Genomic DNA, 19,182 nt, shown 5'->3' on the forward strand with positions numbered 1-19,182 from the left:
GACGGGCGGGCCGGTGGGGCCGGTGCGGCGTGGCACGGCGCCGGGCGGTCCGCCGCGCTCGGGCCCTCGGGGCGGTTCACCGGCGTCCGACGACGGCGCGGGCCCCGAGCAGGGCGGCGCAGCCGGCGGCGGCGGCCGCCGTCCTGCGGGCCGCCGTACGCGTCCCGCTGCGCCGTCCGCCCCGAACCGCCGAGCTCCCCCCGGACGGCTCGCGCAGGTTGCCCGTCCCGTCCGGCGCGGTCCCGGCCCGGCCGAGGTACGCGTGCTCGGTGCGCCGGGCGAGCGCCGCGCGGGTCAGACCCGGGGCGAGGGCGTGGGCGGCCGCCAGGGACCTGGCATAGGGCCCCACCAGCACGCGCGGCCTGGGGTGGCGCATCGCGGAGGTGAGGGCGCGGGCGACCCGCTCGGGCGTCGCCACGGGCGGCAGGGAGCGCAGTTCGCGGCCGGTGTGGTTGGCCGCGTGGCGGAAGAAGGGGGTGTCCACGCCGGCGGGGAGCGCCGTGCACACGTGGATGCCGTCCGCCCCCATCAGCGCCAGTTCGGCGCGCAGCCCTTCGTCGAAGGTCACGAGGGCCGCCTTGGACATCGCGTACCCGGACATGTACGGCGCCTGCACCACCGCTCCGAGCATGGAGGCGACGTCGATGAGGACCCCTTCGCCCTGCCGGCGCATGACGGGCACCGCGGCCCTGGCCCCGTTGACGGCGCCGATGACGTTGACGTCGAGGAGACGGCGCAGGTCGGCCGGCGGAGTCTGGTCGAACCGGCCGAGGATGCCCACTCCGGCCACGTTGGCCCAGACGTCGATCCGGCCGAAGCGGGCGGTGGCGGCCGCGGCCAGGGCGGTCACGGCCTCGGGGTCGGTGACGTCGGTGGGGACGGCCAGCGCCTGTCCCCCGCGGCGCCCGCACAGCCGCGCCACACGGTCGAGTTCCCCGGCGCTGCGGGCGGCGAGGACCACCTGCGCGCCATGCCGGGCACAGGCCAGGGCCGTGGCGCGGCCTATGCCGCTGGACGCCCCCGTGATGACGACGACACGGTTCTCCAGCCTCACACCGGGCGTCTCACCGGTACCGGCGGATTCATGCCCCGGAAGGCGGCCCGCGTGGCGTCGGGCCGGGCCCGGCGGCCCTCGTCCTCACGCTCCGTGGTTCACCGGAATGCAGTGCTTCCGAATGCCCCGTCCTCCCGGCCGGTGGAGGCTGTTGCCATTCCCGGGGCTCCAGCCGCCCGCCGCACGGTGCGGGACCGCTGAGGGAGTCGCCCACCTGCCGGCACGGCGGGGTGGAAGAGCCGGACCCACCTGCCAGAGGAGACCTTCGATGAGCGCCGTCTCGAAACAACGCTGGGAGCACGCCGTCGTCACCGGCGGCGCCGGTTTCGTGGGTTCACACCTGTGCGCCGCGCTACTGGACGAGGGCACGGACGTGACGTGCGTGGACGACTTCAGCACCGGTCGGCCGGAGAACATCGCCGCCCTGACCGGCAGGCCGGGCTTCACCCTGTGCCGGGCCAACGTCTCCGAGCCGTTCACGGTGCCCCGCCCGCCGGACCTCGTGCTGCACCTGGCGTCGCCCGCCTCGCCGGCGGACTACCTGCGGCTGCCGCTGCACACCATGGAGGCGGGCAGCCTCGGCACCCGCAACGCCCTCGAACTCGCCCACCGGTCCGAGGCGCGCTTCCTGCTCGCGTCCACCTCCGAGGTGTACGGCGATCCGCAGGAACACCCGCAGAACGAGCGCTACTGGGGCAACGTCAACCCCGTCGGGCCGCGGAGCGTGTACGACGAGGCGAAGCGTTTCGGCGAGGCGCTCACGACCGCCGAGGCCGGTTTCCACGGGACGGACACCGCGATCGTGCGGCTGTTCAACACCTACGGGCCCCGGATGCGCGGTTACGACGGTCGGGCCGTGCCCACCTTCATCCGCCAGGCCCTGGCGGGCGAGCCGCTCACGGTCACCGGTGACGGGTTGCAGACCCGCTCGCTGTGTTACGTGGACGACACGGTGGCGGGCATCCTCGCGATGGCGGCCCACGGCATGCGGGGCCCCGTCAACATCGGCAATCCGACCGAGATCACGATGCTGGAACTGGCCCGGGTGATCATCGAACTCACCGGCTCCGATTCCGAGATCCGCTTCATCGAACGGCCCACGGACGACCCGAGCGTGCGCTGCCCCGACATCACGCTGGCCCGCGACAAGCTCCAGTGGGAGCCGCGGGTGGCCGCCGAGGACGGGCTGCGGCGCACCATCGCCTGGTTCCGGGCCCAGCCGGACGGCTGACGCCCGAGCGCCAGGGCCCGTCCGTCCCCGCGCCGTTCCCTCCGCCGAAAGGCCCGCCAGACATGCGCATTCTCGGAATCAACGCCCTCTTCCACGACCCCGCCGCCGCGCTCGTCATCGACGGCCACATCGTCGCCGCCGCCGAGGAGGAACGTTTCTCCCGACGGAAGCACGGCAAGCGTCCGGTGCCCTTCTCCGCCTGGGAACTTCCCGTACAGGCCGCTTCCTGGTGCCTACACCGGGCCGGTCTGCGCCCCCAGGACCTCGACGCCGTGGCCTACTCCTTCGACCCGGACCTCGCCCGACCCGCCGGGGAGATGGGCCTGGACGACCCCTGGGACCACCTGCGGCTGACCTACGCCCGCGAGGCGCCGAACTTCCTGCGCGGCGCCCTGCCGGGGCTGGACCCGGCCCTCGTGCGTTTCGTGCCGCACCACATGGCGCACGCCGCGTCCGCCGCGTTCGCCGCCGCCGGGGCCGACACCTCCTCGGTACTGGTCCTGGACGGGCGCGGCGAGCGGGCCTCGCACCTCGCGGCCCGCCGCGTCCACGACCGGCTGGAGCCCCTGCACTCCCAGGAACTCCCGCACTCCCTGGGCCTGGTGTACGAGGAACTCACCGCCCATCTGGGGTTCCTTCGCTCCTCCGACGAGTTCAAGGTCATGGCCCTCGCCTCGCACGGCACCCCGCGGATGCTGGCGGAGCTGCGCCGTCACGTGTACCCGACCGGCGACGGCGGGTTCCACGCGGCCGGGGTCCCCTGGCACGAGCTGTGCTCCCCCCGCGGGCCCGAGGAGGCGTGGACGCGCGACCACGCCGATGTCGCCGCCAGTGCGCAGGCCGTACTGGAGGAGACGCTGCTCGACCTGGCGCGCTGGCTGCACGGCAGGACCCACGACAGCCTCCTGACCCTGGCCGGCGGTGTCGCGCTGAACTGCGTCGCCAACTCCCGGATCGCCCGTGAGGGGCCCTTCTCCCGGGTGTGGGTGCAGCCGGCCGCCGGTGACGCGGGGACCGCGCTCGGCGGCGCCCTGCTGCTGGCCGCGGGCGCCGGGGACGACCCGGAGCCGATGACCGGCGCCGACCTGGGACGCGACTGGTCCGACGCCGAGCTCGGCGCCTGGCTCAAGACGGCCGCCGTGCCCTTCGAACGCCCCCCGGACATCGCCGAGACGGTCGCCCGGGCCCTCGCCGACAACGCGATCGTCGCCTGGTTCCAGGGGCGTTCGGAGTACGGACCGCGGGCTCTGGGGCATCGCTCGCTGCTCGCCCACCCGGGGCACGCGGGCAACCTGGAGCGGCTCAACGACGTGAAGGGGCGCGAGCAGTTCCGGCCGGTGGCGCCGATGGTGCTCGCCGACCGCGCCGCCGCCATCTTCACCGGGCCCGTCCCCAGCCCGTACATGCTGTTCGTGCACGACGTGGCGCCCGAGTGGCGGGAGCGGATTCCCGCCGTCGTGCACGTCGACGGCACCGCCCGCATCCAGACCGTCGACCCGGCCTCCGAGCCTCTGGTGGCCCGGATGCTGGGCCACTTCGAGCGGCTCACCGGGGTGCCGGTGGTGGTCAACACCAGCCTGAACACGGCCGGTCGGCCCATGGTGGACGATCCGCGCGACGCGCTGGAGTGCTTCGGTTCCTCACCCGTCGACCTCCTCGCGATCGGACCGTACGCGATCCGGCGCGGTTCGTTCTTCCGCACCGACGACCGCTCCGACGAAGAAGGTTGGTCCCGATGACCGCGTACGCCCCTCCCCGCACGGCCCCGCCGTACGCCGTGGTGGTACCGACCCTGGGCCGCCCGAGCCTGAGCCGGTGCCTGGCCGCGCTGGCCGCCTCCACCGGGCCCAAGCCGGTCCGGGTCGTCCTCGTGGACGACCAGCCACGCGCCGGCGGGACACCCCTGCCCGTCGAGGTCCCCGACGCACTGCGCGGCGTGACGGTGACGGTGCCCGGCGGGGGCCGCGGGCCCGCCGCCGCGCGCAACACCGGCCGCCGCGAGGTGGGCGGCGTCGCCCACTGGATCGTCTTCCTCGACGACGACGTGCTGCCCGGACCCGAATGGGGCGAGGAGTTGGCCGGCGACCTCGCCGCGGCATCCGAGCGGACCGGCGGGATCTCCGCCCGGATAGCGGTGCCGCTGCCGGGCGAGCGCCGCCCCACCGACTGGGAGCGCGGCACGGCCGGGCTGGCCACCGCGCGCTGGATCACCGCCGACATGGCCTACCGGCCGGAAGTCCTGGAAGCGGTCGGCGGGTTCGACGAACGGTTCCGACGGGCCTTCCGCGAGGACGCCGATCTGGCGCTGCGGGTCCTGGACGCCGGCTGGAGCCTGGACGAGGGCCTGCGCCGCACCACCCATCCGGTGCGCCCGACCGACCGCTGGGTCTCCGTACGCCAGCAGGCCGGGAACGCCGACGACGTCCTGATGAACCGACTGCACGGCGGCGGGTGGTGGAGCCGGGCGAGCGCGCCCCGGGGCCGGCTGCCGCGCCACCTGCTGGTGACCGGCGCGGCGGCCGGGGCGGTGTCCTGCGCCGTCCTCGGCAGACGCGGCGCCGCCGTCGCGTGCGCGACCGGGTGGCTGGCGGGTACGGCCGAGTTCGCGGGGGCGCGGATCGCACCGGGGCCCCGCACCCGGCAGGAGGTGCTGTCCATGGCGGTGACCAGCGTGCTGATCCCGCCGGTCGCCACCTGGCACTGGCTGCGCGGGCAGGTCCGCCACCGCCGGGCGCTGCCGTGGCGCCCCCGGCCGGAGGCGGCGCCCGCGCGGACGCCGCGCACCCCGGTCCGGGAACCGGTGACGCGATGACCCGGCCGCTCCCGCCCGGTCCCTGGCTGTTCGAAGCGTCCCCCCGGATCCGGTCGGACCACGGGGCCGACCCGGAGCTGCCCCGGGCGGTGTTGTTCGACCGGGACGGCACCCTGGTGGCCGACGTGCCCTACAACGGTGACCCGAGGCGGGTGACGCCGATGCCCTCGGCACGCGAGGCCGTGGCCGCCGTACGCGCCCTGGGCATCCCGGTGGGGGTCGTGAGCAACCAGTCGGGTGTCGCCCGCGGCCTGTTGTCGCGCTCCCAGGTGCTGGCCGTGCGCGAACGGGTCGACGGGCTGTTCGGACCGTTCGCGGTGTGGGCGGTGTGCCCGCACGGGCCGCGCGACGCCTGCGGCTGCCGCAAGCCCGCTCCGGGCCTGGTGTTCGCCGCCTGCCGGTACCTCGGGGTGCCCCCCGAGCGGACCGTGGTCATCGGGGACATCGGGGCCGATGTGGAGGCCGCGCGCGCCGCCGGCGCCCGGGGCGTGCTCGTACCGACCGGGCGGACCCTGCCGGAGGAGGTCCTGGCGGCCGGTGAGACGGCGGCGGACCTCCTCGCGGCGGTCCGGCTGGTGCTGGGGGACCGTACCCCGGCGGTGGCGGCCACGAGTCCGCGGAGCGCCCCGTGAACGGCCCCCGCACGCTGGTGGTACGGCTGGACAGCGCGGGCGACGTGCTGCTGGCCGGCCCGGCGGTCCGGGCGGTCGCCGCGGGCTCCTCGTACACCGCGATGCTCTGCGGGCCGCTCGGCGAGCCGGCCGCCCGACTCCTGCCCGGGGTGGACGACGTGCTCGTGTACGACGCGCCCTGGGTGGGGCTGGAGCCCGCCCCGGCCTCCTACCCGGAGTGCGCGGGGCTGCTGGAGGCGATCGGGGCGGCCCGGTTCGACCGGGCGTTGATCCTCGTGTCCTACCACCAGAGCCCGCTGCCGGCGGCCCTGCTGTTGAAACTGGCGGGGGTGCCCTGGGCCGCCGCCGACTGCGAGGACTATCCCGGGTCCCTGCTCGACCTGCGTCACCGGCGCCTGCCGCACCGGCACGAGGCGTGGGCCGCGCTGGACCTGGCCCGGGACTGCGGGTTCTCGCTGCCGCGCGGCGACGACGGGGCGCTGCGCGTGCGCACCCCGCCCGACACCACGCACCTGACCGGGTCGCAGCCGTACGTGGTGCTGCATCCGGGGGCGGCCGCCCCGGCGCGCGCCTGGACCGCCCCGCGGGCGGCGCGCGCGGCCGAGGCGCTCAGTGCGGCGGGCTACCGGCTGGTGGTCACCGGCAGTCGCGCCGAGCAGGACCTGACCGCCCGGGTGGCGGGCGACCACGCGCTGGACCTCGGCGGGGTCACCGCCGACCTGGCGGAGCTGGCGGGCGTCCTCGCGGGCGCCCGGGTCGTACTCACCGGCAACACCGGTCCCGCGCACCTCGCCGCGGCGACGGGCACCCCCGTCGCCTGTCTGTTCGCGCCGGTGGTCCCCGCCGAGCGCTGGCGTCCGTACGGAGTGCCGCACGTGCTGCTCGGCGACCAGGAGGCCCGCTGCGCGCGGACCAGGGCCCGCCGATGCCCGGTGGAGGGCCACCCGTGCCTGGACGGGGTGGGCGACGTGGAGGTGCTGGCGGCGGTGGCGACGCTGGGAGGCGGAACCGCACTGGGTACCGAACCGGCCCGGCCGGGCGGCTCATCCGAGACGGAGCGAGGAGCGAGGGTATGAACATCCTGCTGTGGCACGTACACGGGTCCTGGACCACTGCCTTCGTCCAGGGGCCGCACACGTATCTGGTGCCCGTCACGCCGGAACGCGATCCGGACGGCCTGGGGCGCGCCCGTACCTTCTCGTGGCCGGATTCGGTCAGGGAGGTGACACCCGGGGAGCTGCGCGAGACGCCCATCGACCTGGTCGTCCTCCAACGCCCGCACGAGGCGGAGCTGGCCGAGCGGTGGTCGGGCGGGCGCCGTCCGGGCCGGGACGTGCCCGCCGTCTACCTGGAGCACAACGCGCCCGACGGGGACGTCCCCCTCACCCGGCACCCCTTCGCCGACCGCGACGACCTGGTCCTCGTCCACGTCACGCACTTCAACCGGCTGTTCTGGGACAACGGCTCCACCCGGACCGAGGTGATCGAACACGGCGTCGTCGACCCGGGACACCTGTACTCGGGCCACCTCCCCCGGGCCGCCGTCGTCGTCAACGACCCCGTCCGCAGGGGCCGGTACACCGGGACGGACCTGCTGGCCGCCCTCGGCGAAGCCGTACCGCTCGACGTGTTCGGCATGCGGACCGAGGGCCTGGCCGAACACCTGGGCGTGCCGGCGGACCGCTGCCGCAGCGCCGATCTGCCGCAACGGGCCCTGCACGAGGCGATGGCCGCGCGGCGGATGTACATCCACCCGGTGCGCTGGACCTCGCTGGGGCTGTCCCTCCTGGAGGCCATGCACCTGGGCATGCCGGTCGTCGCCCTGGCCACGACCGAGGCGGTGGAGGCGGTCCCGGCCGGCACCGGGACGCTGTCGACCCGCCCCGAGGTGCTGGCGCGCGCCGCCCGGCTCTACCGGGAGGATCCGCAGGCCGCGGCCGAGGACGGCGCGCGGGCCCGCCAAGCCGTTTTGGAACGGTACGGACTCAAACGCTTCCTCGCCGACTGGGAGCGCGTGATGACGGAGGTCTGCTCATGACGGCGCGACGGAGCCCCTTTGTCACCCGCCCCGCCGGCAGGAGCCTGTCCATCGCCCTGGTGTCCGAGCACGCCAGTCCGCTGGCCGCCCTCGGCGGAGTCGACGCGGGGGGTCAGAACGTACACGTCGCCCGGCTGGCGGGGGCGCTCGCCGACCGGGGCCACCGCGTGACCGTGTACACCCGCTGGGACTCCAGGGACCTCCCGGTCACCAAGCCGTTGCGCCCGGGCGTACTGGTCCACCACGTGCCGGCCGGGCCGGCGGAGCAACTGCCCAAGGACGAACTGCTGCCGCACATGCTGGAGTTCGCCCGCTACCTGGCCCTGCAATGGCAGGAGCGGGGGCCCGACGTGGTGCACTCCCACTTCTGGATGTCAGGGCTCGCCTCGCTCCAGGTCGCGCGCGAGTTGCGGCTGCCGCTGCTGCACACCTACCACGCGCTGGGCACGGTCAAGCGGCGCCACCAGGGGCACGCCGACACCAGTCCGCCGGCCCGCATCCCGTGCGAGGTGCAGGTGGGGCTCGGCTGTGACCGGGTGGTCGCCACCTGCCGCGACGAGGTCATGGAGCTCGCCGGCATGGGGGTGCCGACCGAGAAGGTCGACGTCGTGCCCTGCGGGGTGGACACCGAGGAGTTCTCCCCCGAGGGGCCGATCGCCGAACGCGGTCCGTACCGCCACCGGCTGCTCCAATTGGGTCGGCTGGTCCCCCGCAAGGGCGCCGCCGTCGCGATCGCCGCCCTGGCCGCGCTGCCCGACGCGGAACTCGTCGTGGCGGGCGGTCCCCCGCCGGAGCGGATCGACGCGTATCCGGAGACACGCCGACTGCGGGACCTGGCGCGGGCCGCCGGCGTCGCCGACCGGGTCCGCTTCACCGGCGCAGTGGCCGGCGCCGATGTACCGGCCCTGCTGCGCAGCGCCGACGTGGTGCTCTGCCCGGCGGACTACGAACCCTTCGGGATCGTTCCGCTGGAGGCGATGGCCTGCGGCAAGGCGGTCGTCGCCAGCGCGGTCGGCGGGCAGGCCGACACCGTCGCCGACCGGGTCACCGGCCGGCTGGTACCGCCCGGCGACGCCGATGCGCTCGGCGCCGCCGTCGGCGAACTGCTCGCCGATCCCGCCCTGCGGGAGGCGTACGGGGCCGCGGGCCGGCGCCGCGTACTGAGCCGGTACGGCTGGGCGAACGTCGCTGGGGCCACCGAGACGGCGTACCGCTCGGTGCTCGGCGCGCGCACGGCGGTGGCGGGAGCCCGCTGACAACCCATCCTCCGGACCCCACCGGGCACCACCGACTACCGAAGGAGGGACGGGTACGGCCGCGGCCCCATGGCCCGGCCGGCGCCCGGCCGCCATGACCGATCACTTCGCACTCGACGGCGCTCACCGGCACTGCCAGTCGCTCCAGGACGCCCTGGACCGGCTGCGCGACCACGGCCTCGGCCGGCTCGGCGACTGGGGCGCGCGGCTCGCGGCCGTGCTGCCCGCCGGTGGCCGGCTGCTGGCCGCCGGCAACGGCGGCAGCGCCGCCCAGGCCCAGCACCTGACCGCCGAACTGGTGGGCCGCTACCGGCAGGAACGGCCGGCCTACTCCGCCATCGCGCTGCACGCCGAGACCTCCAGCCTCACCGCGATCGGCAACGACTACGGGTTCGACCAGGTGTTCGCCCGCCAGGTGGCGGCGCACGGCCGTCCGGGTGACGTCCTGGTGCTGCTGTCCACCTCGGGCCGCAGCCCCAACCTGATCTCCGCCGCCATCGCGGGTCGGACCGCGGGGATGGAGGTGTGGGCGATGACCGGCCCGGGGCCGAACCCGCTGGCGGAGGCCGCCCACGAGGCGCTGCACGTCGACGCGCCCGCCACCGCCACCGTGCAGGAGACCCACCTGGTGGCCGTGCACCTGCTGTGCGAGGCCTTCGACTCCGCCGCCGCCACCCCCGGCGCCGCCCGTCCGGTGAGCCGAGGGCGCGAGGTGCGCGACCGCGCCTCGGCGCCGAAGCGGTCCGGGGCGGTCCCCGTCTTCCGGCGGCTGCCGTGACCGGAAACGCACCGCTCGTGGTGGTGGGCGACGTCCTGCTGGACGAGGACATCGAGGGCGTCTCCACCCGTCTGTCCCCCGACGCCCCCGCGCCGGTCGTCGACGTCACGGGCGAGCGGCGCAGGCCCGGCGGCGCGGGGCTCGCGGCCGTCCTGGCGGCCCGGGGAGGCCGGGAGGTGGTCCTGGTCACCGCGTTGGGTGACGACGAGGCCAGTGAGACCGTACGGGCCGCGCTGCGCGGGCGGGTCCGGGTGGTGGAGATCCCGCTCGAAGGCGACCTCCCGGTCAAGACCCGGGTCCTGGCGGGCGGGCGGCCCCTGGTCCGCATCGACCGCGGCGGAGGCACCCCCGGTTCCCCGGCCCGCGCGGTACGGGAGGCCCTGGAGCAGGCCGGGACGGTACTGGTGGCCGACTACGGGCGGCTGACGGCGCGCGCCGTGCGGGGGGCTCTGGAGGCGGTGGCCCCGAGGGTGCCGCTGGTTTGGGACCCACACCCCAAGGGCGACGACCCGGTGGTCGGGGCCCGACTGGTGACGCCCAACGCGGCGGAGACACGGGCGCTCAGCGGTGTGGAGGGCGTCTCCCTGCGGGCGTACGCGGAGCGGGGCGCCGAACTGGCGGACCGGTGGCGGGCCGCCGCGGTGGCGGTGACCCTGGGCGAGCGCGGCGTGCTGCTGACGCGGGCCGGTGAGCAGACGCCGATGCTGGTCCCCGCGCCGTACCGCGCCGAGGGCGACCCGTGCGGGGCGGGCGACTGCTTCGCCGCCGCGACGGCGGCGGCGCTGGCCGACGGGGCACTGCCGGAGGAGGCGGTGGAGCGGGGGGTGGCCGAGGCGGCCGCCTTCGTCGCGGCCGGCGGGGCGGGCAACCGCCTGCTGTGGCGCGGCGGCGGCTCCCCCGCGGCCCCGCGACCGGCTCGGGAGCGGGACCCCTTCGCGCTGGCTCGGGACGTCCGGGCGCGCGGCGGCACGGTGGTGGCCACGGGCGGTTGCTTCGACCTGCTGCACGCCGGGCACGTGGGGCTGCTGGAAAGCGCCCGGCGGATCGGGGACTGCCTGATCGTGTGCGTCAACAACGACGCCTCGCTGGGCCGGCTGAAGGGGCCCGGGCGGCCGTTGAACCCGCTCGCGGACCGGGTGCGGGTGCTGGAGGCGCTCGGCAGCGTCGACGCCGTCGCGCCGTTCGGGGAGGACACCCCGGCCCGACTGCTGAACCGGCTGCGACCCGACGTGTGGGTCAAGGGCGGCGACTACTCCGCCGGGGAGCTCCCGGAGGCGGAGGTGCTGCGGCAGTGGGGCGGCCAGGCGGTGGTCCTGCCGTACCTCGACGGTCGTTCCACCACCACCCTCGCCCACCGCGCCGCCCGCGCCGCCGCGCCCGCGGCCCCGACGACGCCCTGACGTGCGCCCGCTACTCCGGGAGGTCCCATGAGCCACCACCGACGCGACGCCCCCGGGAACCCGCCCCGCCCCTCGGTGCTGGTGTTGCGGGCGCTGGGGCTCGGAGACCTGCTGACCGCCGTGCCCTCGCTGCGCGCGCTGCGCGCGGCCCTGCCCGGCCGGGACGTCGTGCTGGCCGCGCCCGCCCGGTTGGCGCAGGCCGCCGCCGCCACCGGTCTGGTGGACCGGCTGCTGCCCGCCTCCGCGCCCGGCCGGGCGGTGCCCGCCGCGCTGCCGTGGGAGGGTCCGCCGCCGGAACTGGCCGTGGACCTGCACGGCAACGGGCCGCCGAGCCACCTGCTGCTCCAGCGTCTGGGGCCGCGGCGGCTGTTCGCCTACCGGCATCCCGAGACCCCGGACATCGAGGGCCCCGAGTGGTTGGCGGACGAACACGAGCGGGAGCGCTGGTGCCGGCTCCTGGGCTGGTACGGGGTCCGGGCCGATCCCGAGGACCTGCGCATCCCCGCCCCGGACGAGCCGTCACCGGCCCCCGGCGCCGTCGTCGTCCATCCCGGGGCGGACGCCGGGGCCCGGCGCTGGCCCCTGGAGCGGTTCGCGTCCGTGGCGCGCACCCTGCGGGCCTGCGGCGAGGAGGTCGTGGTGACGGCGGGCGCGGGCGAGGCGCGGCTGGCCGGGCGGGTGGCGGCGGAGGCGGGCCTGCCGCCCGGGGCGGTGTTCGGCGGCAGCGGCGACGTACCGTTCGCGACGTTGTGCGCACTCGTGTCGGCGGCGCGCTGCGTGGTGGTGGGGGACACGGGACTCGCGCACCTCGCGACGGCCCTCGGGACTCCATCCGTGGTGCTGTTCGGGCCCGTGGCGCCCCGGCTGTGGGGACCGCCCCACGGCACCCGGCACCGCGTCCTGTGGCACCGCGGGCCGGGCGAGGACGCGCTGCGGCCGGGCGACGCGCACGGCTCGCTGCCCGATCCCCGGCTGCTTCGGATCACCGTGGAGGAGGTCGTCGAGGCGGTACGGGGCCTGCCGACGACCGCGCCCGCCCGCTGACCCGCCGGTCGCGCGCCGGCGCCGGGCCGCCCGCCCCGCGGTCAGGCAGCGGCCCGCAGAGCGGACCGGAGGGGCGTGAGCCCCGCGGCGGGCGCGGGGACGACCACCGGTGCGTCGCGCCGGCCGCGCAGCAGCAGGCCCGAGGTCAGTACGGCGAACACGACCAGTCCGCCCGCGACCAGGGCGCCGCGCACCCCGGCCCACTCCATCAGCAGGCCGAGCGTGGGGGGCGCCGCGAGGCCCCAGAGGGTCTTCACGGTGCTCCAGACGCCCAGCACGCGCCCGCGCATGTGGGCGGGCGGATCGGTTTGCAGGACGGTGGTGCCGGCCGTCTCCGAGACCGACTCGGCCACGGCCATCGGAAGGACCAGGACCAGCAGAACGGTGAGCGAGGGCGACAGCCCGGCGAGGACCTGGAGCAGCGCCCCGGCGGCGGCCAGTACGCCGACGAAACGCACGGTGGGCTTGCGCAACCGGGCGCCGAGCACGGCGCCGAGGATGCCGCCGACGGCCAGGACCGTGGAGACCGTGCCGAAGGCCGCGGCGTCGCCCGCGAGCGGTCCGGTGACGAGCACGACGAGGGTCAGACCGTAGTTGCGTCCCAGCAGGGCGCTGAGGCCGCTGACGGCCGCGAGGGCGACCAGCCGGGGGCGGCGCAGGAAGAAGACCAGGCCGTCGCGGGCGCTCATGCCCTCGGCGGCGTCCTCACGCTCCGCGGCTTTCGGGCGCTCCGCGGTCCCCGCACGCGGTGTGGCGGCCCGCTCGGCGGCGCTCGGCGCGGCGGGTTCGGTCTGCCGGGCGGCCTTGAGGAAGGGGATGACGGCTGCGACGAAGAGGAAGGAGACACCGTTGGCGGCGTAGGCGGCGCCGGTGCCGAGGAAGGCGACGATCACACCGGCGAGGGCGGCCCCCGCCAGCCTTCCGGCGTTGTGCACGAGGGAACCGACACCGATGGCGGAGGGCACGTCCTCGGTGGGGACCAGGTCGTTGCCGAGCAGGGCACAGGCAGGGCCGTCGACGGTGGCGATGATGCCGGTGGTGGCGGCGAGCACCATGAGGACGGCCAGGTCGAGCTGGTCGAACGCGACGAGGAACGCGGTGAGGAAGGCGACGGCTCCCAGCAGTGCCTGGCTGACGGCGGCGGTCAGCTTGCGGGGCCAGCGGTCCACGGCGGCGCCGCCGGCCAGCCCCATCAGCAGGCCGGGGGCCGCCTGGACGGACATGGACAGTCCCGTGGCGGCCGCGGAGCCGGTGATGTGGAGCACGAGCAGGTTCTGGACCGTCAGCTGCATCCACGTCCCGGCGTTGGAGACGAAGTTGGCGACCGACCACCAGCGCATGCCGCGGTGGCGCAGGGAACGCCACGGGGAGCGGGAGGCGGAGGGGACGGCAACGGCGGGCGGCGCGGGGCGGGGGCCGGCCATGAGGGGCGTCGAGGAGGGCACAGTCGTTTTCTTCGGGGAGCAGCCCGGGGCTCGGCAGGCTGGGGTGGAGTGGCCGGGAGGACTTGGCCGGTGTGGCGGTGGCCGGGGGCGGCGGGTCGGGCGGGGTCCGCGCGAGCCGCGCGGCCGACGTACCGGACCGGGCGGTGCTGCGCGCCGGCGGTGGTGTCCCGGCGAAATATCGTGGCAGACGAAAACCCCCGCAGGGGTGTGAGCCGTCTCCCATGCCCGTGGTCCCCGGCCGAATCCCTTGGCCCGTGGGGCTCTTGGACTTCTGGTGGGTTTCATCACAGGAACCGGCGCTGCCGCGAGGGCGGCCTCGGGCTGTGGCGTGGCTCACCGGGGCGACGTCCGCAGGCGGCGTAGTCCGGCGTGCCCGTCGGGAGGGTCGCACCCACAGTGGAGACGAGAGGCGACCGGCCGCTCACCTAGCGCGACCGGTCCCCCGGCCGGGTGCGAGGAAGGGCAGGAGATGGAGAGTCGGGTACAGGTCGATCTACACGGCAAGCGGGCGCTCGTGACGGGCGGGGCCCGCGGGCTGGGCGCCTCGATCGCGCGCCGTCTGTCGGCGGCGGGGGCCTCCGTCGTGGTGGCGGACGTACGCAAGGACCTGGCGCAGGAGCTGTGCGCCGATCTGATGGTGGCCGGGGGCGAGGCCCGGTTCGTCGAGCTGGACGTGTGTGACCCGGCGGCCGTGGCGAGGGTCTTCCGTGATCTCGACGAGGACGGGCAGCCGCTGGACATCCTGGTGAACAACGCCGCCGTGGACGTCTCCAAACCGATCGAGCACCTGACGGCGCAAGAGGTGACCCGGGTCGTCACGACGAACCTGCTCGGGCCCGTGTACCTGTGCCTGGAGGTCTACCGGCGCATGGTCGCCCGGGGCGGCGGCCACATCGTCAACATCCTCTCCACCGCCTCCAACCGCACCTGGACCGAGGCGGGACCGTACTCGGCGAGCAAGTCGGGACTGCGGGCGTTCACGCACACCCTCTTCAAGGAGGCGCAGCGGGACTGTACGGGGATCGGCGTCACGGGGGTCATCGCGGGCGGGATGGAGACCCCGTTCATCATGGAGCGCTTCCCCGAGGCGGACGTGTCGATGCTGCAGAGCCCGGACGTGGTCGCCGACACCGTGTTGTACGCCTTGTCGGCGCCGACCGGCAGCGTGGTGTCCGAGGTCGTGGTGGTGCCGCGCAAGGAGCCGTCGTGGCCGTGACCGGCCGGTGGGCGCCGTGACCGGTCGACGGGCGCGGGCTCAGCCCTCTACGCCGGTGGCGTCGTGCGGGGCGCCCACGGGCTTGGACTCGGGGGACCCGCGCTGGCGCAGGTAGACGGAGAGGATGGCCATGGACGCGACGGCCAGGAACTCCGACTGCCAGTTCTGCAGGGTCCGCGACCAGAAGTCGGCCGAGGTCACGTACTGGTGCCAGGCTATGGGGTCCTGCAAGTCGCGGAGCTGCTGTTCGTCGTGGGCGGCGGTGCCCGAGATGGACTGGGCGAGCCAGGAGAGCAGGAAGAGCAGGGCCATGACGATGCCCAGGGACCGCGAGTACACACCGCCGCGCCATCCCGCGGTGGCGGCCCAGCGCGGCGAGTCCGCGTCGGCGTGCCGGCCGGTCCTCTGCTCCGCGTCCGTCTCGGTGCCCGCCTTGTGCAGTTCCTTGGACTCCGGCGAGCCGCGCTGCAGCAGCCACACCGTGGCGAATATGAAGAGGAAGAACTGGAGGTACTCGGACTGCCAGTTCTCCGCCACGTCGACCCCGAAGTCGGAAGACGCCAGATAGGCGGGGAACCCGATGCGTTGGAGGCCGTCGACGGCGAGCTGGTCGTTGAAGTCGGCCCAGCCCGCCAGGGCCTGTCCGAGGAGCGCGAGCAGGAAGGCGAGTCCGAACGCCAGAGTGAGCGAATTCTCCCGGATGAACCGGCGCATACCCACGACTCCTCCTCCATGCCGACGGAACACCACCGAGCGAGGTCAGCGGTGCATCAGACCCAGGGCGCTGAAGTACACGACTCCGCCCACCACGACGATCAGGCACAGCGCGAACAGGGTGCGCATCGTCCTCATCCACCCTTCAACGTGCACTGGTACGGCTGTCCCTGCCGGGGCCGGCAGCCCGCCGCGACGACCTTCCAGCCGTGGTCGAACTGGGACAGGAACAGCGTGTCGCCGGCTCCGCTCGCCTGCGCCTGGCGGCCGTACACCCGCACGCGTACCAGGTCACCGGCGGCCGGCAGGGCGAGGCCCCGGACGGCGTCCGCGCAGCGCTTGCCCTCGGAGTCCTCCACCTCCTGGCGGGTCTGGGGCGCGAGGCGGGCGCACGCCCCGGCGAAGTCCCCGGTGCCCAGCGCCCTTTCGAAACCGGCGGCGGCCTGCCGGGCGTCCGCCTCGCGGGCCCCGGCCGTGCCGCAACCGCTCAGCAGGCCCGTGGCACACAGGGCGGCGGCCGCCATCACGGCGGCGCGGGCCCCGAAGGACCGAGCCGCCTTCTTCCCGTACGCCGTGCGTGGAGCGGCCACGTCGAGCGGCTACCCACTTCCCGACCGCTTACCCTTTCGACTGTTATCCGCCAATACGCCCACGCGCATGCCTTTCGCGGCAGGGGGTAACCGCCGATCGGTGGCGCCCCTCGGGGCCCCGGAGCCGCGAACCGCGCGGTTCGCGTCCGTGCCACCTCGCCGCCGGCCCGTCCGGGCCGGCGGGGCCACGTGCGCGGGAAGGGCAGAACCATGGGATGGGCATCGTGGACGACGAACTCCGTCGCCGCGGGACCCGGCGGTGTCGCGACGCGGGAGGCGGGGGTGCTGACGGGAACCGTGGACGTCCATACGAGCTGGAACGACGGCCGCGCCCGCGTCACCGTCCGGCGCAGCGGCGAGCCGCGGTGGTTCACTGTGGCCGGCAGCCCGGCCCCGTGCCCCTCCGGCTACCAGAGCCGCCTCCTGCACGACCGTGTCGTCGGGGCCGTCCGGGCCGGCGACGGTGCGAGCGTCCCCTCCGTCCCGTCCGGCGGGCCCGTCGGCAGACGCGGCTGGTACGACTCCCCGGGCCACCGGGCCGGCATCGCGTGAGCCGTCGGCGCACACCCGCGCCACGCCCCACGCCCCGACTCGCTCCCCCGCTCCTCATCGGAAGACCCACCTGACCGGAAGGCAAACCCGTAATGGTTCAGAAGAAGGCGAAGAAGGCGATCGCGGCGAAGAAGAGCGCTCCGAGGACCTCTCCGGTCGAACCGGCCGGCACCCCCGCCCCGGCGGACGGCGTCCCGGGCAGGCCGGCGCCCGAGCCCCCGGCCTTCGCCGAGCCGACCGAGCCGCGTGACCCGCTGCCGCCCAAGGCGGACCAGAGCGGCCCGGACACCCTCGGCCCGACCGGGCAGCCGACCGGCGTCCCCCAGGACGCGGTGGCCCAGACCGGCCCCTATCTGACGACCGCCCAGGGCGCCCGCCTCCACGACACGGACCACTCCCTGAAGGCCGGACCGCGCGGACCGGTCCTGCTCCAGGACCACCACCTGCGCGAGAAGATCACCCACTTCGACCACGAGCGCATCCCCGAGCGCGTGGTCCACGCCCGCGGCGCGGCCGCGCACGGCGTGTTCCAGGCCTACGGCACCGCGGCGCGGATCACCAAGGCGGCCTTCCTGGCGAAGGGGGCCGAGACCGAGGTCTTCGTACGGTTCTCCACGGTGCTCGGCTCGCGCGGCAGCGCCGACACCGTCCGCGACACCCGGGGCTTCGCGACGAAGTTCTACACCCCCGAGGGCACCTTCGACCTGGTGGGCAACAACATCCCGGTCTTCTTCATCCAGGACGCCGTGAAGTTCCCGGACATCATCCACGCCGGGAAACCGCATCCCGACCGGGAGATCCCGCAGGCGCAGAGCGCACACGACACCTTCTGGGACTTCGTGTCCCTGCACACCGAGGCCACCCACCACACCCTGTGGAACATGTCGGACCGCGGCATCCCGCGCTCCTACCGGATGATGGAGGGGTTCGGCGTCCACACCTTCCGGCTGGTCAATGCCAAGGGCGCCACCACCCTGGTGAAGTTCCACTGGAAGCCCAAACTCGGCGTGCACTCACTGGTCTGGGAGGAAGCCCAGCTGACGAACGGCATCGACCCCGACTTCCACCGGCGCGACCTCGCCGACGCCATCGAGTCGGGCGCCTACCCGCAGTGGGAACTGGGCGTCCAGACCTTCCCCGACACCCCCGACCAGATGTTCGAGGGGATCGACCTGCTCGACCCGACGAAGATCGTGCCGGAGGAGCTCGCGCCGGTCCAGCCGATCGGCGTGATGACGCTCAACCGGAATCCGTCGAACTTCTTCGCCGAGACCGAGCAAGTCGCCTTCCACCCGGGGCACTTGGTACCGGGCATCGACATCACGGACGACCCGCTGCTGTCGGGGCGGCTCTTCTCCTACCTCGACACGCAGATCAGCCGGCTCGGCGGCCCCAACTTCGCCCAGATCCCGATCAACCGCCCGCACGCCCCGGTCAACGACATGCTGCGCGACGGCATGCACCAGACGGCCGTGCACTCCGGGACGGCGCCGTACCGGCCCAACTCCCTGGACGGCGGCTGCCCGTTCCTCGCCGGAGCCGACACGGGCGCCTACATCGAGGTGCCGGTCGAGACGCCCGCCGCGCGCAAGGTCCGGGAGGCGCCCGAGTCGTTCGAGGACCACTTCCGCCAGCCCCGGCTGTTCTGGCTCAGCATGACGCCGGTCGAGCGTGAACACATCATCTCGGCCTACACGTTCGAGCTGAGCAAGTGCTACGAGCCCACCATCAGGCAGCGCGTGCTCGCGGTGCTCGCCAACATCGACACCGAGCTGTGCGAGCAGGTCGCCGCCGGCCTCGGACTGCCCGCCCCGGCCGCCACGCGGCCGCTCGCGGAGCCGGAGCCGAGTCCGGCGCTCTCGCAGATCGGGCAGACCTGGCCCCTGGACGGGCGGGTCGTGGGCATCGTCGCCGGACCGGACAGCGATCTGAAGGGGCTGCGCGCGCTGCGGCAGTCCGTGCTCGACTCCGGCATGGTCCCCCTGATCATCGCGCCGACCGCCGGCGCCCTCGGCACCGGCAAGAACGCGCTGCCCGTGCAGCGCACCTTCGCGAACGCCCGCTCCGTCGAGTTCGACGCCCTGCTGGTGGCGGGCGCCCCGGCGCCGGGCGCGGACGCCAAGGGTCCGCGCGACGCCAAGGCCGGGGCCAAGAAGACCGGGCGCAAGGCCGTCCCGGGGAGCGCCGTGGGCACCGACCCGAGGGTGCTCCTGCTCGTGTCGGAGGCCTTCCGGCACGCGAAGGCGATCGGCGGCTGGGACGGCGCCGAGTCGGTCTGGCAGGAGGCCGGTCTGCCGGCCGGCGCTCCCGGCCTGGTCACCGCGAAGAACGGTTCGGCGGCGCTCGCGGAGGTCATCGGACTGCTGGGCACCCATCGCGTCTGGGACCGGTTCCCCGCCTCGGCGTGACGGCGACCGCCT

The 19,182-nt window shown here is 75.1% G+C and carries 17 protein-coding genes; 13 read left to right on the forward strand and 4 right to left on the reverse strand.

Features of this window, described 5'->3' with window-relative positions; all coding sequences use genetic code 11:
- Positions 1–76: 76 nt before the first annotated feature.
- Complete coding sequence (locus tag E6R62_RS09890) at positions 77–1,054, reverse strand: SDR family NAD(P)-dependent oxidoreductase (RefSeq protein WP_136212982.1); 978 nt, start codon at positions 1,052–1,054, stop codon at positions 77–79.
- A 268-nt stretch (positions 1,055–1,322) separates the two neighbouring features.
- Between E6R62_RS09890 and E6R62_RS09895 the strand changes: the two genes are divergently transcribed.
- The 10 genes from E6R62_RS09895 to E6R62_RS09940 all read left to right on the forward strand — a co-directional run bounded on the left by E6R62_RS09895 (position 1,323) and on the right by E6R62_RS09940 (position 12,245).
- Positions 1,323–2,285 (forward strand): UDP-glucuronic acid decarboxylase family protein, encoded by a 963-nt coding sequence (locus E6R62_RS09895; RefSeq protein ID WP_136212983.1) that lies wholly within the window; start codon positions 1,323–1,325, stop codon positions 2,283–2,285.
- Positions 2,286–2,347: 62 nt separating this feature from the next.
- Positions 2,348–4,024: a carbamoyltransferase C-terminal domain-containing protein gene (locus E6R62_RS09900; RefSeq protein WP_136212984.1), complete on the forward strand. Its 1,677-nt coding sequence runs from the start codon at positions 2,348–2,350 to the stop codon at positions 4,022–4,024.
- Positions 4,021–5,097 (forward strand): glycosyltransferase family 2 protein, encoded by a 1,077-nt coding sequence (locus tag E6R62_RS09905; protein WP_136212985.1) that lies wholly within the window; start codon positions 4,021–4,023, stop codon positions 5,095–5,097. The genes E6R62_RS09900 and E6R62_RS09905 overlap by 4 nt, the downstream gene beginning before the upstream one ends.
- Positions 5,094–5,729: an HAD-IIIA family hydrolase gene (locus tag E6R62_RS09910; protein ID WP_136212986.1), complete on the forward strand. Its 636-nt coding sequence runs from the start codon at positions 5,094–5,096 to the stop codon at positions 5,727–5,729. The genes E6R62_RS09905 and E6R62_RS09910 overlap by 4 nt, the downstream gene beginning before the upstream one ends.
- Complete coding sequence (locus E6R62_RS09915; RefSeq protein WP_136212987.1) at positions 5,726–6,805, forward strand: glycosyltransferase family 9 protein; 1,080 nt, start codon at positions 5,726–5,728, stop codon at positions 6,803–6,805. Before E6R62_RS09910 ends, E6R62_RS09915 begins: the two co-directional genes overlap by 4 nt.
- The gene (locus E6R62_RS09920; protein ID WP_136212988.1) at positions 6,802–7,767 is read left to right on the forward strand and encodes a glycosyltransferase; all 966 of its coding nucleotides are present in this window, start codon (positions 6,802–6,804) and stop codon (positions 7,765–7,767) included. Before E6R62_RS09915 ends, E6R62_RS09920 begins: the two co-directional genes overlap by 4 nt.
- Positions 7,764–9,023: a glycosyltransferase gene (locus E6R62_RS09925; protein ID WP_136212989.1), complete on the forward strand. Its 1,260-nt coding sequence runs from the start codon at positions 7,764–7,766 to the stop codon at positions 9,021–9,023. Before E6R62_RS09920 ends, E6R62_RS09925 begins: the two co-directional genes overlap by 4 nt.
- A gap of 94 nt (positions 9,024–9,117) precedes the next feature.
- On the forward strand, positions 9,118–9,801 hold the full coding sequence (locus E6R62_RS09930; RefSeq protein WP_136212990.1) for an SIS domain-containing protein: 684 nt from the start codon (positions 9,118–9,120) through the stop codon (positions 9,799–9,801).
- On the forward strand, positions 9,798–11,201 hold the full coding sequence (locus E6R62_RS09935; RefSeq protein WP_136212991.1) for a PfkB family carbohydrate kinase: 1,404 nt from the start codon (positions 9,798–9,800) through the stop codon (positions 11,199–11,201). Before E6R62_RS09930 ends, E6R62_RS09935 begins: the two co-directional genes overlap by 4 nt.
- A 27-nt stretch (positions 11,202–11,228) precedes the next feature.
- Positions 11,229–12,245, forward strand: a complete 1,017-nt coding sequence (locus E6R62_RS09940; RefSeq protein WP_136212992.1) for a glycosyltransferase family 9 protein — start codon at positions 11,229–11,231, stop codon at positions 12,243–12,245.
- Positions 12,246–12,286: 41 nt separating this feature from the next.
- Here the strand turns inward: E6R62_RS09940 and E6R62_RS09945 are convergent, their stop codons facing one another.
- Positions 12,287–13,585: an MFS transporter gene (locus E6R62_RS09945; RefSeq protein ID WP_240801596.1), complete on the reverse strand. Its 1,299-nt coding sequence runs from the start codon at positions 13,583–13,585 to the stop codon at positions 12,287–12,289.
- 574 nt (positions 13,586–14,159) lie between these two features.
- Between E6R62_RS09945 and E6R62_RS09950 the strand changes: the two genes are divergently transcribed.
- Positions 14,160–14,906 carry an SDR family oxidoreductase gene (locus E6R62_RS09950; RefSeq protein WP_136212993.1) on the forward strand — a complete coding sequence of 249 codons (747 nt, stop codon included), beginning with the start codon at positions 14,160–14,162 and terminating at the stop codon, positions 14,904–14,906.
- Between the two features lie 39 nt (positions 14,907–14,945).
- Here E6R62_RS09950 and E6R62_RS09955 read toward each other — a convergent pair whose 3' ends face one another.
- Positions 14,946–15,620: a DUF6766 family protein gene (locus E6R62_RS09955; RefSeq protein WP_136212994.1), complete on the reverse strand. Its 675-nt coding sequence runs from the start codon at positions 15,618–15,620 to the stop codon at positions 14,946–14,948.
- Between the two features lie 134 nt (positions 15,621–15,754).
- Positions 15,755–16,210 (reverse strand): hypothetical protein, encoded by a 456-nt coding sequence (locus tag E6R62_RS40765; protein ID WP_240801577.1) that lies wholly within the window; start codon positions 16,208–16,210, stop codon positions 15,755–15,757.
- Between the two features lie 210 nt (positions 16,211–16,420).
- Here E6R62_RS40765 and E6R62_RS09965 point away from each other — a divergent pair, with 210 nt between their 5' ends.
- Together E6R62_RS09965 and E6R62_RS09970 are read left to right on the forward strand one after the other, a co-directional pair.
- The gene (locus E6R62_RS09965) at positions 16,421–16,762 is read left to right on the forward strand and encodes a hypothetical protein (protein ID WP_136212995.1); all 342 of its coding nucleotides are present in this window, start codon (positions 16,421–16,423) and stop codon (positions 16,760–16,762) included.
- Positions 16,763–16,854: 92 nt separating this feature from the next.
- A complete protein-coding gene (locus E6R62_RS09970; RefSeq protein ID WP_136212996.1) occupies positions 16,855–19,170 on the forward strand; it encodes a catalase in 2,316 nt (771 codons plus the stop codon).
- Positions 19,171–19,182 lie beyond the last annotated feature (12 nt).

Origin of the sequence: Streptomyces sp. A1136 (genome assembly GCF_004795055.1) — a bacterium.
Lineage (GTDB): Bacteria > Actinomycetota > Actinomycetes > Streptomycetales > Streptomycetaceae > Streptomyces.